Origin of the sequence: Chitinophaga sedimenti (genome assembly GCF_023156195.1) — a bacterium.
GTDB lineage: Bacteria > Bacteroidota > Bacteroidia > Chitinophagales > Chitinophagaceae > Chitinophaga > Chitinophaga sedimenti.
The window spans coordinates 3892670-3905981 of record NZ_JAKUKA010000001.1 but is presented as its reverse complement, the minus strand read 5'-3'; the positions used below and the strand labels follow the sequence as shown (position 1 = coordinate 3905981).

Annotated in this window: 17 protein-coding genes; 2 read left to right on the top strand and 15 right to left on the bottom strand. The window is 42.6% G+C overall.

All coding sequences use genetic code 11. From position 1 onward, the window contains the following. Positions 1–61: 61 nt before the first annotated feature. The 7 genes from MKQ70_RS22230 to MKQ70_RS22200 all read right to left on the bottom strand — a co-directional run bounded on the left by MKQ70_RS22230 (position 62) and on the right by MKQ70_RS22200 (position 6901). Positions 62–874: a carbon-nitrogen hydrolase family protein gene (locus tag MKQ70_RS22230; RefSeq protein WP_248074451.1), complete on the bottom strand. Its 813-nt coding sequence runs from the start codon at positions 872–874 to the stop codon at positions 62–64. Between the two features lie 131 nt (positions 875–1005). Then, positions 1006–1485, bottom strand: coding sequence for a hypothetical protein (locus MKQ70_RS22225; RefSeq protein WP_248074450.1), 480 nt, complete (start codon positions 1483–1485; stop codon positions 1006–1008). Then, positions 1446–1886, bottom strand: coding sequence for a hypothetical protein (locus MKQ70_RS22220; RefSeq protein ID WP_248074449.1), 441 nt, complete (start codon positions 1884–1886; stop codon positions 1446–1448). Before MKQ70_RS22220 ends, MKQ70_RS22225 begins: the two co-directional genes overlap by 40 nt. Continuing rightward, the gene (locus tag MKQ70_RS22215; protein ID WP_248074448.1) at positions 1817–2632 is read right to left on the bottom strand and encodes a hypothetical protein; all 816 of its coding nucleotides are present in this window, start codon (positions 2630–2632) and stop codon (positions 1817–1819) included. Before MKQ70_RS22215 ends, MKQ70_RS22220 begins: the two co-directional genes overlap by 70 nt. A 32-nt stretch (positions 2633–2664) precedes the next feature. Continuing rightward, positions 2665–4170: an RNA-directed DNA polymerase gene (locus tag MKQ70_RS22210; RefSeq protein ID WP_248074447.1), complete on the bottom strand. Its 1506-nt coding sequence runs from the start codon at positions 4168–4170 to the stop codon at positions 2665–2667. 9 nt (positions 4171–4179) lie between these two features. Next, a complete protein-coding gene (locus MKQ70_RS22205) occupies positions 4180–6330 on the bottom strand; it encodes a PD-(D/E)XK nuclease domain-containing protein (RefSeq protein WP_248074446.1) in 2151 nt (716 codons plus the stop codon). A gap of 130 nt (positions 6331–6460) precedes the next feature. Next, positions 6461–6901, bottom strand: coding sequence for a helix-turn-helix domain-containing protein (locus MKQ70_RS22200; RefSeq protein WP_248074445.1), 441 nt, complete (start codon positions 6899–6901; stop codon positions 6461–6463). A 543-nt stretch (positions 6902–7444) separates the two neighbouring features. Here MKQ70_RS22200 and MKQ70_RS22195 point away from each other — a divergent pair. Both MKQ70_RS22195 and MKQ70_RS22190 read left to right on the top strand, forming a co-directional pair. Further along, on the top strand, positions 7445–7663 hold the full coding sequence (locus MKQ70_RS22195) for a hypothetical protein (protein ID WP_248074444.1): 219 nt from the start codon (positions 7445–7447) through the stop codon (positions 7661–7663). A gap of 6 nt (positions 7664–7669) precedes the next feature. Continuing rightward, positions 7670–8146 carry an antitoxin Xre/MbcA/ParS toxin-binding domain-containing protein gene (locus MKQ70_RS22190; RefSeq protein ID WP_248074443.1) on the top strand — a complete coding sequence of 159 codons (477 nt, stop codon included), beginning with the start codon at positions 7670–7672 and terminating at the stop codon, positions 8144–8146. 433 nt (positions 8147–8579) lie between these two features. Here MKQ70_RS22190 and MKQ70_RS22185 read toward each other — a convergent pair whose 3' ends face one another. The 8 genes from MKQ70_RS22185 to MKQ70_RS22150 all read right to left on the bottom strand — a co-directional run bounded on the left by MKQ70_RS22185 (position 8580) and on the right by MKQ70_RS22150 (position 13294). Continuing rightward, complete coding sequence (locus tag MKQ70_RS22185) at positions 8580–9149, bottom strand: hypothetical protein (RefSeq protein ID WP_248074442.1); 570 nt, start codon at positions 9147–9149, stop codon at positions 8580–8582. Positions 9150–9160: 11 nt separating this feature from the next. Further along, the gene (locus MKQ70_RS22180) at positions 9161–10108 is read right to left on the bottom strand and encodes a relaxase/mobilization nuclease domain-containing protein (RefSeq protein ID WP_248074441.1); all 948 of its coding nucleotides are present in this window, start codon (positions 10106–10108) and stop codon (positions 9161–9163) included. Next, a complete protein-coding gene (locus tag MKQ70_RS22175) occupies positions 10098–10406 on the bottom strand; it encodes a plasmid mobilization protein (protein WP_248081563.1) in 309 nt (102 codons plus the stop codon). Before MKQ70_RS22175 ends, MKQ70_RS22180 begins: the two co-directional genes overlap by 11 nt. Before the next feature lie 170 nt (positions 10407–10576). Beyond that, entirely contained in the window at positions 10577–10885 is a 309-nt protein-coding gene (locus MKQ70_RS22170) for a hypothetical protein (protein ID WP_248074440.1), read from the bottom strand. Between the two features lie 30 nt (positions 10886–10915). After that, entirely contained in the window at positions 10916–11539 is a 624-nt protein-coding gene (locus MKQ70_RS22165; RefSeq protein WP_504909777.1) for a DUF8464 domain-containing protein, read from the bottom strand. Positions 11540–11872: 333 nt separating this feature from the next. Further along, the gene (locus MKQ70_RS22160) at positions 11873–12193 is read right to left on the bottom strand and encodes a helix-turn-helix transcriptional regulator (RefSeq protein WP_248074438.1); all 321 of its coding nucleotides are present in this window, start codon (positions 12191–12193) and stop codon (positions 11873–11875) included. A gap of 218 nt (positions 12194–12411) precedes the next feature. Then, positions 12412–13038 carry a hypothetical protein gene (locus MKQ70_RS22155; protein ID WP_248074437.1) on the bottom strand — a complete coding sequence of 209 codons (627 nt, stop codon included), beginning with the start codon at positions 13036–13038 and terminating at the stop codon, positions 12412–12414. Beyond that, a complete protein-coding gene (locus tag MKQ70_RS22150) occupies positions 12965–13294 on the bottom strand; it encodes a hypothetical protein (RefSeq protein ID WP_248074436.1) in 330 nt (109 codons plus the stop codon). The genes MKQ70_RS22155 and MKQ70_RS22150 overlap by 74 nt, the downstream gene beginning before the upstream one ends. Between the last annotated feature and the right edge of the window lie 18 nt (positions 13295–13312).

The window sequence follows — 13312 nt, the reverse complement described above, 5'->3', positions numbered from 1 at the left end:
GTTTCAATATGAACTTAAACAACTCACTCTAAATGATATTATAGACTACTTTCTGAACCATTTATAATGCATTTTTCTTAGAATAGCCAGGCGGACTTGCCTTAAATATAATTCCTGCCTGTTTCTTGTCATTTGCAAAATCGAACGCTTGAGCAATATCCAGTTGATTTACTGGCAAATCTACTACTTGGGAATTTTGCATTCTTTGACCTTGATATCTGTAAATTGTCCGTTCATTGCTATCCTGATAGGGAGAAATAACGATAGACCCACCATAAAATCCAGTATTACAAATAACCACATTGCAATAAATCATTCTCGCAAGTGCCTCCGCCATATGTAAATAACTATTCAAATCTTTATTTAGAGAAATAATGAAAAGATGATGTATTCTTCCTTGATAAAGCAATATTCTTTCAATATCAAAAATATCAGAACATATCATCAATCCAAAGTTACCAATATCCGCGCTTTGAAATATTAGCATATTCCCTTCAGAAAATTCAGAAGACTTGCCATGTTTCAGGTTAGCAAACATCTCCCTTTCCATATAAGTAAAATATGACTTACCAAAATAGAAACTCGTCAATTGCGTTGATCTAAGTGACAGATCTCCCCAGCTATTTGGCAATGTCAAAATTCCTCTGTTCCTAATTCTATTTGGTAAGGAAGGGTGAAGCAAAAAATCAATTCCAGAAATTATCATTACATTGTGTCGCTTACTTATGTTCTTTATATTTGAAACTCTATTCAACGGCAAATGCAGTTCCGGAATAAGGATAATCTGAGGCTTAGCTCCATTAGCCATGATTTGATTAATTCCGGAAAGTATCTCTTGCCAGACCCTATCTGCGACCAATGGAGACAGATTCAAGTCGTACGGCTTTGTTCCCAACAAACATTTGGATCAACTACCGGCTGAATTAACCCAATCTTGAGTTTATCGTTCATAGTTCCTGCTAAAATTATTATTTACCTTTGTTAGCACAGCAATGTCAATTTTCACTAACTGCCTTGCCCCCTTTGATCACCCGACACCTGATACCTTTCAAGATTCTTCCTAACAACTTTCAATTGCTCAACAAATTCCGAAATTCCATTTATTGACTTCCCCGTGTTCAATTGAATCCCTATATTCCCGTTAAAATAATCAATATCTGTTTTTGAAAAAATATGACTGATTAATATCCTTGTATCTGATGACACTGTTTCAAACTCAAGTGCTTGAGCACTTCTTGTAAATACTTCATCAATAAAAAGCAGTTTATTGCTTGTGGTTGGCCAAGTAAAGTTCTTAGACAATAGCTTTGTAAGTAATACGGTTAGACCAATAATGGTTAATAATTCTGCATTCCCAAATAAATTATTAACTGGATTTGTTCCCCACATACTTGAAACCGGTATATACCTAAAGTCATTAAGCATCTCATCCGCATCCGCTAATTTTAATCTATTCTTCCTAATACGATTCTTCCATTTCCCCAAGTAAGAAATGAATTCTCAAGCCATATTTTTGGCACCAAATAATTGGCTGGATGTATATTAAAATACTCTCTATGGCTTGTTTTAAATATTGATCTATCAAATTTCTCAGTCTTCTGCTTAATTCGCTTATATGAGTCCATACTTTCCATAATACACTCACTAATCTGTATTATTATTTCAATTGCCGTCCATTCCGACAACCTAGGATCAACCCAATTACCTTTGTGAACAGAAGTCATTTCAATACATCGACCTATCCACTGATCTAACGTAAGATAACTTGATAAATCTCGCTCAAAAACTTTACTCAATTTCTGATAGATGGGAGTTTTTAAATTAACAAACTCGCGAACCGTTTCAAAAGCATCGAATAAAAAGCCGCCTCGTTCTTTAAACTCCATTCATGGACACGGTTTTTAGCTGTGATATTCGACTTAAATATTTGTCGCCATTTAACCACATCTATTTCTCCAGGATATAGTGATAAAATATTCCAAGTGATAGGCTTACTCAGACTTTGAGATCGATAATTCTCAATCCAGTAGGCCTTTCTAACTTGCTCAGGTATATTATTCAAAACATACCATAATTCTTCCTCATTAAGCTCTAATTTATGTCCACGATCGGCAAGTTTTCGGATCTCTTTAACAATTGACAAGTTATCATTTCTTAGGAAATCCTGAGGTTCTTCACCCAGCAATGTAAAGAACGCCTGCCTTGAACTCTCGAAAAAATGAATAGTTTCAGTTTCAAATGGAAAATTGCCATTTGGAGGATCTTCTCGCTTAACTTTTGTAATATCTAAATTCAATACGCCTAAACAGAATCTCCGACATTTATAGTCTTGCCAAAAAGAAAGCCTTTCAGAAATCAATACGTTAATTGCAGAAACAAAAGAATTTTGTATACAAAGCAATAAATAACATTTTAGAAAAGTATAGCTTAATACGTGAAGTGGGACTTTCTCCGCAATGTTAAACAATTGATCTAAGTTGCTTGAACCCGTATTTAACAAAAATTGCACTCCTCTTTTCCAAAGCTTTATCTTGTCAGGATTCTCCTTGATTGCCTTTAATATTAACTTTTCAATTCTATTTACTCGTTTCTTATAAATTGAAAGCTCCTCTGAAAATCTCAAATCCTGCAATTCAGAAATAGCTTTATCTATTTCTTCCGGCGCTAAAATTGCTTTTTTTTGCTTGGCTCTCTCTTTTTCAACTCCTCATTCAACAAACTCAATGCAAGGTCCCTGGCTTCTTGAAAATTGTCAGGCAAAGAAAAATCCAGCCTCCTGAAATCTGGATTTATGAAATTTGCCATTTGTGCCAATCTTCCAGCCGCAAATGCCATTCTCGTATCTTTCCTCATCTCGGAATCAGGAAAATTAGAAATCAGGAACTGCTCTAGATCAACTTGCACTTTTTCCAACTCCTCATTAGTCGAAAGTTCAAAGTCTTCCTCATTAAGCATGGATACTTTCTCTAATGTCTGTGTCATAAGCGGCTCTGGAAACTCCACATCTATCGAAAAATCATCCTTCTTATCAGGATCCATTTCGCCCTCTCTGAAAGCATCCGCAGGACTTAACTTTTCCTCCTGAATTTCAATTCCAATTCCAAAGCTCTGTAACAATCCCCGATAAAAGATGAAAAATTCATTTAACGCCTCCCATGACTTTCCTAAAACTACATGATCATCGACATACCTAAAAACCGCTACCTTTCGGTTCGCATCAATCCACTTTGAAACTTCTTTATCAATCCCGTACATAGCTACGTTTGCCAGTACTCCAGCAACGATCAGTCCAGTCGGAATTCCTTTGTAAAAAAGGTCTTCGCTAGATTTAACTACCTTTAAACTAATTAGATTTTCAGTACCCCAGCCTCTTTCATCGACTTGAAATAAAAGCAATCTTGAAACTAATTCTAATAACTCATCTACGTCATTTCTATCCTTGAGTATTTCGCGAAAAAACTCTACAATCTTTCTAGTATGTATAGATGGAAAAAAGTTCTTGAAGTCTATTCCAATCCAAAACAAACGTTCTAAAGGCGTGTCGTTATCCCAATATTGACCTGACAAATATTTTTTCTTTATCCACCCCTTCTCGAGCTCATATATTTCCTCTTCTTTTACATCATCAAAACTAGATGTTTGAGAAGAAGTGCCTTGGGACATAGCTTTGATTGTCATTGAGATATGTCGTCGATACAATGGCCATGCTTGATTCCATGTTCGATACAGGTGCTTTGACGTATTATGAACACTACCAACTTGGCGCAACATCTTTCCAGAATCACCTCCATCTTCAAACCAAATTGGTCGATAAAGCCTATTGCCATAACTCCAATCCGGCATTACAGATTCTAACTTCTCACCTAGCACATTTATAAGTGCTATCCACACAAGTTGATCATCAAGACTAACTTTAAAGTAGTGGCGTATTCTTTCGCCTGAACTACCGTTGGTTTTAGGAAATGGCAATAATTGAATCGGCGACGGAAAATACTCCCCGCTTTCAATTTTATTCCTCAACTCTGGAATTCTACTTGCAAGGCAGGCTTCATATGCACTTAATTCAATCGGATTGTACCACTCATTACATTGCTTCAAAATATAGTTGAGCTTCTTGAAAGCAAAATAAAAGTTTTCTCTATCTAAAAATTGTTCAAATAAATTTGGCATAGCGATTAATTAGTGGCTCAGCTTATCACCCAATTCTATATGCTCTTTAATTACTGATCTCTGAAACTGATCCTTAATAATTCTGTTCATTCTTTCCAAAAGTCCTTTACGTACTGATTCGACATTTACGCCTCTACTTCCTCTTCCTTTTCGAATCTCAAGGTTACATTGCAACTCTGCCGAAGGTTCAGTTAAGCCATTCCTAAATTCCAATTGAACAACACAATTGCCTGTATGGCTTGCATGATTAAATTTATACGCTATTTTCACACTTTCCATCAACAGAGACATTTTGTATTCCGGATTGAAGTAATGAATTGTATCTAATTCACTCCCTCCAATCCTAAGCTCTGAGACCTTATCCTTTAGTGAGTACAAATCGGCTGGCATCCCATTTGTTATTGAATTATCTGGCTTAAATACAATATACTCTAACTGAGCATTTTGAAAGAACGGGAAAAATGGCGTGGCATCTGTTTGCAGAAATCCCAATAAGAAATTGATCCTCTCGGTATTTCCTGAAAACGATCCAAACTTTATTGATAAAAACTCGGATTCAATTAAATTATTTTCGATTAGCCCCTTTTCAACATTCTTAAATACCGAACTTACATACTTATAAGATTCTTTCGATGTGTAATCCATACGTACATTCAGATCGCCATCCCTTAGCTCAAAATATAATGCTGCATCATTTATTTGCTGGCCGGTTATCAGATCTTTGGTTGTATTTGTCTTCTCAATTCTAAATTGCACCCTTAATGCATCCTCGCCAACATCCTCAAAATGGGGCATTTCTAGCAACCTACAGTTTGATGGCAAATGCCCATCGAGGTTTCTATAAATTGTAGAGCTTATTTTTGAAATACTTTCAATTTCCTTCACTAGCCTTGCACTTCTAGGAACTGATTTTACTTTATCCTCTTTTACTTTCAGCATATACTTTAGAACGTCTACTTCTTGAGGCGACAGTAATAACGTAGACAAAAGAGGGACTGTTTCTGCCTTCACCGTTTTACCTAGATAAATACCTTTTCTTGTTAGAAAGGATCGAATATCTTTATCACTAAGGGCTGTAGAATCAATAATTGGTCGCATCATTTCTCCAAAAGGCAAAATTCTTTCTAGATTATCCTCAATTGAGCTAGACTTCACCTTTTGAAGTTTTAAAGTTGCTCTTGTACTTGCCTCGTTGGTTATTACTTCTGATTCTCTTAAAGTTACAAAGTCAAAATTTCGAATTCTACGTACCGTAATTTTCTTTGTAAATGACTGATCCTTAAATGATTGCTTAACAAAATTCACCTCGTTTTCATGTCTCGTAGCATGATAATCATTAAAAAATATTGTTATAGAATTAGCAAGCCCGCAAATCTTATGTGCGAACCATATTATTTTACTCAGGGAATTCCGATTGAATGGCTCGTCGCAGAAAAGCAATATTGAAACTGTGTCTCCATCAATTACTATTGGTAGGATAGATGAATTGATATACTGAATAGGCATTATTTCGCCTGCGACCATGACTTCATCCGTATCATTATTCCTTCCTGTATGTGGATATAAGAACTTAATTGAGTTGCCTGGAAAAAGTGTTTGTGCAGTACTAATCGCGCTGAAGACAAAAGAAGCCTTCCTATTATCAATTAAAAATATGCTATCATAATTTCTTGCCTTCAATTTAGGCATGACTAAATTTTCATCTTCCAACAAATCATCACTTACTCTATCAATTATGCTGACCTTTGCTTCATCCGGATCAGAAGAAATCCAGAATATTACTCCCTTATAGACGATTTCTTTATTAGTTGTAAATGATGGTGAAAGATTAAAATCATCAGGTGCGCATTCTATTGCATCCGCCATTTCTTGTAAAAATGAAAAGACATTACTCTTAGAAGAGTATTCATCCAAATTGTGCTTTGAGGAACATAGAACTACATCTAGATATCCATGATTCAGTGGGTTTTCATAGGAAAAGAATCCATCAATGTTATGAGTCGTACGTTCTCCCTTTGATACATGTTTATGTCTCAAACCGTTGTTGCAAACAAACTGGGCATTTTTGACTAAAGGGTTCCAGCCCACTATTTTCAGGAAATTTTCCATGATTGTTTCTCCGTCTGCTCCGGTTTTAACTGCAGTTTCTCCACCTCTCATTTTTAGAATAATTTTGATTGTTATAAAATTTGGGGCTTTTCGTGGAGATATGGAAGGGGCGTATTTAGCTATAATTTAATATTAAACAACTATAAATTAAATTTAAGAAACATATCAATACGAAGTATCTTTATGGCAACAAATCCGTCAAATTGCATTTAAATACCCGTGCCATTGCCTCTAGATGGCGAATGCCATAACATATACCTAGTTGGCCATTTTCAATGTCAGATACAAATTCTTTAGTGGCCCCTAGCTTTTCGGACAATTCACTTTGCGTTATCTTCAATTGAACGCGCTTTTCCTTAGATATTCTAATAATATCATTTTCAATATCCGTCAATGTGGCCAAACCTACGCTATATAAGTCAGTCAACGAGATGTCTAAAGCCTCGGCCAAGACCTCCATTACAGCAATTGAAGGGCTAACTTCCCCCTTTTCGATAAGATTTATATGACTATGCTCCATGTCAGCAATCGCCGCAAGTTTTCGTAGACTTAATTTACGAGACTTTCTAACAACCTTTATTTTTTCGCCAAGAGACACTTTTCTTATTCTAAGACTTTTCATAATTGAAAAGTCTTAGAATACAAAAATAATTTTGTAGTAAAATTTTACTACAAATGAAAAAAACAGTAATTTCGATTAATTTGCAGACCTAAGATATTAGTAGCTGCTTCTGAATCTCACCTGGGAACCTAGGAAATTCAATAGGGATGAGAGGAAGGAGGAAGCTCACGTCTCGGCGTGGGCTCTTCTTGCTCGTCCCACACCCTCCTAGGGGTCCCAGGCGACAGGTTGAGTTCCGCGCCTTTTTTTTGTGCGCCGGTACCCCAACCCCTAAAAAACCGGCCTTATGCAAAAATCCGCCTACATCAAGGAAAAGGTAGAGGAGTTAGCCAGGCTTCTCCTCCCACTAGGAATCTCCCATATCACCATCTACATCACCGGTAGCCGGGACTTGTTTTCGCCCGCCCTTCCCATCTCCCGCCTCCCGTTCAACGGCGGTGAGCTCCTATTCCAGAGATGAAAAACATTGGGAGATCCCAATAACTGTCATTATTAAAGCCACCTCCATCTGAAATTAGATCCATCGTATTAATCCGACGCTATATGACAAACAAGAAAAACGAACTGAAATCGGTATCGCAGTATTTCAAAGACCTGGAGGATAAATTCCGGAAACGGGTCTGTAAGGAACTGGCCTGGAAGAAATCCACTTTCCAGCGAAAACAGAAAAGCCCGGCCAACTTCAGCCCGATAGAACTGGAAACTATCAAAGGAATCGGCTGGGAAATGGCCGACGAGCTTCGCCGCAAAATCGCTAAATAACTGATTATGGAAGAAACACCTATTCAAGAGGAGCCCCGCCGCCGCGGCCGTCCCCTAAAAACTGAGCGCCAAATCCCCGATCACCCGGAAGACTTCATAAGTTATTATCGAAACTCGTCCTTCATCGAGCGGGAAAAGATCATCCGCGCGGGAATAACCAAAAGGCAATTCGTTTGCCTGAAGGAAGTACTAAAATTCGATTATGACACACTCGCTGCCATGATGGGAGTAACTACCCGTACCCTTTTCCTCCGGAAATTAGACCAGTCGTTCAGCCGGATGATGAGTGACCGGATCGCCATTCTGCTGGAACTGTATTGCTACGGTCTGGATGTATTCGGTGAACACGAACTACTGCTCGAATGGCTCACCACTCCCAACGAAACCTTACTGGATCAGCGCCCGATCGACATCCTGCATACCCATCCCGGCTTACTTGAAGTAAGGTCAAGACTCCATCGCTTATGTATCGGACAATTCTAAAACAACATGAAACTCTACCGCCTCGCTCATAAAGACCTTGCATTCCAACTGGAATATAACCCGCTGCTTGGATGCGTTTCGAATGGGAAGCACCCCTTCTTTTGCGCTTTCGATTCTGTCGCATCCGCAATTCTGGAAAGCTGCGGGCATCGAACGCTGGGAAAACTGTCCCCTAATCTCTGTTTCCTCGAATTTCGGCTACCGGATCATTGTTGGATTTCCACGATTCACGATGAGGCTATATTAGACCCGACTAGCGGAATATTCAGTGGGAGTCCTGGCGCCAAGGCGCGGCAATTCCTCCAAGATAGGAAAGCCCTCGTGGCAGCATTCCCCTCCCTTCATTGGCAGCACCAGTTAAATTACCTCATCAATCCCCGCCATCCCCTATTTAAAGAAATCACTATAACCAAGATACTCCCCTGTATTTAGGTCAGCGGCCATATCCCTTTTTCCTTAGTCTTTCCGCTTCCCGAACCATTTGCCAATACCGCTCCCGGTCTTCTTCAACCTGGAGAACACTATCCCTTACATTTTCCGGATCGGATTTCACCAATTTCTCCGCTCGCATCAAGGCGGAATAAAGCGAGTCCTCCGGCAAAAGGCGCAGATAACGAATTTGGGTATCTGCATCCCTATACTCTTTTCCCGCTCGGGAAGATTGAAACCAACCACCTACGGCAACCGAAAATCCGATCAGCAAAGCGAAAGCCGCCCACAAAATTTTGGGAAAATGGTGGTGATGCTCCTGCTGCAACGGCTTCGCCAAATCATGCCGGAGCTGCGCCACAAGTCCCCGCACTCCTCTAATTTCCTGCGATAATCGCCCCACATCGAGGGAAGACGTTTCGAGGCTTTTCAGCAATGAATTGGCGGTACGATCCATGACTTCCACCTTTGTCATCGCGGTTTTGATCTCCGAAATCACCCCAGTCTGTCGCCCCATATCCTCCCGGATCTCATGCAGATCCTTCGACATTATATTCACAAACATTTCATCCATGACATACTATTTTAACGACTTAAACCATTACGTTTCTTTTTCTTCCTGGCCTCCTGCAACAGTTCATACGGGATTTGATTATTGACATACTCCGGTTTAAACAACTCCTCCAGTATGCCCGTGAAGACAGACGTTACTTCTTTTACAGGCATTTCCTTAACAAAAGAAAACCCGGAGGAGGATCGCTTAAGGAGAATCAACCGGGGGCTATTTCTAGATTCCTGAGAAATACGCTGTTGGGATGCCATAGCTTTCTGAAGGTTGGCAAGGGAAAACCTCCGGTCAACAGCACTCCCCTTGAAACAAAAATCCCCGACCTTAAAGCTGATCCCCTGCGGCTCGCGCGTACCGCTGCGGAACTTGATCACCGTTTCAACGCCCCTCACTTTCAGCCGCCGCGCCAATTCGTCCAGGTTGGAACATCCCTTAAGGCTGCTGGTGATGGCGGAATAAATCCGGTACCGGACTTGCTCCGGCTGGCTCATGGCGTTGATCTGTATACAGGAGATATCCTTCTTTTCTGCTGGCCGTAAACCGAAACCCCGGGTCAGTTCCTGGGCGGCTGCTTTCGCTCGCCTGCCGATTATGCTATCGGATATAGCCTTGCCCCGGAAGTTGACCCGGTTGGCGATAATGTGAACATGTGGGTGCTCGGTGTCGGTGTGGCGGATGATTGCGAACTGGGTTTCGACCATCCCGATCCTGTTCAGGTAATTCCTGGCCAGTTCTCCCATCAATTCATCCCTCACCTTTTCGCCCGGAGGAAAACTAAGGACGGCATGAAAACAGGGCCGGGAAATCGTCCGGCGAAGCTCGGCCTGCGCCTCGAAATCGTCCGCCATCAATCGTGGGCAATGATCCCGGATTCCATCTGCGGACAAGACATACGCCCCGTCTTTTCCCAACACGTACTGGCAGGTCCGCCGGAAACTGGCGCTGCTGATTACCTTACTGATCATCCCGCAACCGCTTTATTTGCCCATCGAAGAAGGCGATAATGTCCGCCAGCTTGGTGTACAGCGGAAGAATTCCTTGCCGGTTCACCGCCCGGGCAACCTGGTTCAGGTTTGTAGAAATACCGATCACCTCCCGAAAAAAGGTGTGGTCTTTAAGCTGCGGCCGTGCGATTATCCTTCCTTTTATCACGGCGTCCCGGATAAATTGCGCCAGGTTTGTTCCTGCTTCCCGGGACTTTCGCGTCAAAATATAGAACTCCGCATCGGTGAGCCGTATGCTGACCCTTCTTTCTCTTATCACCGGCAATCGCGGCCGTCCACCTTTTTACTATCGCCCATCGTGCACAATTATCCGGTTCAAAAATCCCCCTTGCGACCAACGGGAGCAAGGGGCAAGCGGTTTTCGGCATCCGAAAACACCGCTTGCAATTCCAATATCCGCCACGGTGAGGCAAAAACACACGGCCGCCGTTACCGGATCGCATCGTGGTTGAAAACCTTCGGATTCTCGACGCCGTGGCGGCGCAGATTGGCCTTCAGGTTCATCCACAACTGGATGTTATAATCCGCGATCTCCTCCAGATCATTGGCGGACAGGTTGTGAACGTTGATCACTTTCCCGTCGGGATCGTTGGGCCCTTCGGTGCCGGAGAAGGAAAAAATATTCGGCGCGCAGCCTTCCCCAATCTCCAGTCCTTTGGAAATCGCAATGCTACTGCCATACAATCTCACCTGCCTGCCGCTAGCCAGCGACAGCAGCTTCTTACGCAGTTCTGCCATGTCAATAAATTTTTGAGCTAAAAGAATAGATCAGCGGATTCTCCGGCCGGGATTCCGGAGTTGGTTGGAGTTGTCGTCACCGGGAAATTTCCGCTGGAGTTCCCGGGCCAGTTGTCGCGCATCCGAAATTTTGGGATAGACCGACACGAACCATTCATTCAGATCCTTCGCTCCATCATAAAATGCGCTTCCATCACACGCAGCCGGATGCTCTTGGATAACTTGTTCTGTTGCCCGTCGACCTGCTGCATCGTGATCGAGATACAAGGTTACGGAGGAATACTGGCGGATAAGCGGCAGACTCTCCCGAAGGAAAGCGACTGTGTTCAGGATGAGGAAATTTGATGGAGAAAGGTCGAAACGTTCCTGTAGCATTTTGAAAGTAAGGAAATCAAAACAACCCTCAAATACCCGTAGTGCCGGCGAGTCAACAGGTATGAATGTAGTCGCTTTCGGAGAATTGCTCAATTTGATTTGGGCATTCCGCAACTCAAAACCACCTTTGTCATTCTCAAAACCGATCGCATAATAATTCCGGTTGTCCAACCTATAAATGACCTCCCGGCAATATCTATTCGCCATTTCAAGAGAAATACCACGGCCGTTGAGATAGGCGGCTAACGCCGGGGCAGAGATCGGGCGCGTATCGCGGATGGATATTTTTGCTCCTCATTGGAAATCGCGGCCGGGGCAGGATGGTGTAGCCCAATTTGACCATGAAAGGAAAATTCATCATCGAATTTAGCCAGGAAGGTAGGAATATCACATTTGTATAACGCCATTCCCAAATCGATGATCGTTCCTCCAACCCATTCACCAAAATCGAACCATACGTTCTTGTGCCGGTCCACTTTGAAAGAAGCCGTCTTCTCCGACCGCAAGGGCGACAGATACCAGCTTCCCGCTCGTTCTTCCGCTCGGGTGTGAATCCTAGCGAAGCGAGGAACTCCACCAGGTCAAGCTTCTTCACGTCTTCAATGTTTTCGCTCATAACGGTTGTTTTTCTGATTCAAGTAAAGGGGATTCGCTGCCGTGGAAACGCAGGCGCTTAATGTCCTCCTCCAGCTCCGACCGGTAAAATACCTTTTTCCGTGGACCGAGGTCATGCCGGCGGACGACCGCCGCTTCCACGTACTTCCGGAGCGTCGGTTTGGACACGCCCGGGAACTTACACGCATCACGAATGGACAACGGCGTTTCCGAGACTTTCGGGGCCGGGAAACAGTTCTTCAAACAAGCGATCACGATGGACTCGATGAAAAGCCGGGCCTCGTCCAGGCTCAATCCCACAAAATGCAATTGACTCATAATCCATTTTTTTTGTTTCATGGGCAAATTGCAACCGGGGCGCACTGGAATAAGGCAAATAGCAGCAACGAACAGAAAAACCAGCAAATGATTTGAAAAAAGACGCAGTTCACTTGCCCTTCCTTTTCACTAAATAACTGTCTATCAGATGAATAACAGGCTCCACCGCCCGGCGGGCCTTCCGCTCTTTCTGCCCCTCAATGGAGGTATTGATCCCATTAAAACCAGCAAGTTTTTTCCTGCACCATCATAATATGGACCATCCGGTCGATAACATCCCATGTAACGACCAACCCGTGCTGCTTGAGTTCCCGGAATATCACCCAGTAATATTGCTGATCCGCCAGCTCGTTCCGCAAAAGTTCTATCACCGGCGCCCCACCTTCGCGGAAAGCTTTCCGGAAATCCTCAAACTCCTTTGCTTCCCGAAAATGCGGCGTAAATAATTCATAAAGCCCTTGGATCACCTCGTTTTGCTGGCTCGCCGCCAGGTCGTCGGATAACTTTAAGTAATTATATTGACTGGCTTCCCGTTGCCGCTTCGCGGGTTTAGGTTCAGTGATGATGGGTTCCGGCACGGTTCCACGGTCGGACAGTAGGGCCTGGACGTGGGAAAGCATTCTCGCCCGTTGCGCCCCGTCGATCTCCATGATCTTCCGGAATTCGTCGCATTTCAGGAAGTTGGTTTTCTTCAACAACGCCCATTGCTGATAATAGTCGGCGGATTTCAGGTCGTATTGATAGGCGTGGGGAAACTCATTCAACTCCTGTTCAAGGAAACGGAGCTGATAGGTCTGCAACTTTTCCAACGCCGGGAATATCTGGATGATCCAAATCGAATCCACGGAGATTGAAGTACAAATACCGGTTGAACCAATGAAAATGCAACAGGAAGGTTTCGAGGTGGAATTTATAAGGACACTTGAGAAAGGAAAGACAATAGTGATTGTGCAGGGCGAAATGCGCCAGTTTTTCGAAATCACGTCCGATCGTGAAAGCCTGCTTCTTTTGGTCGTCATAAGGCACGTCCCTTATAAATGCGTTGGTTTCCTTAATACGCACATAGAACGGCACATCCTTAACATCATCGAGGTGGGTCATGGTGTAAGGTTTTTCGGG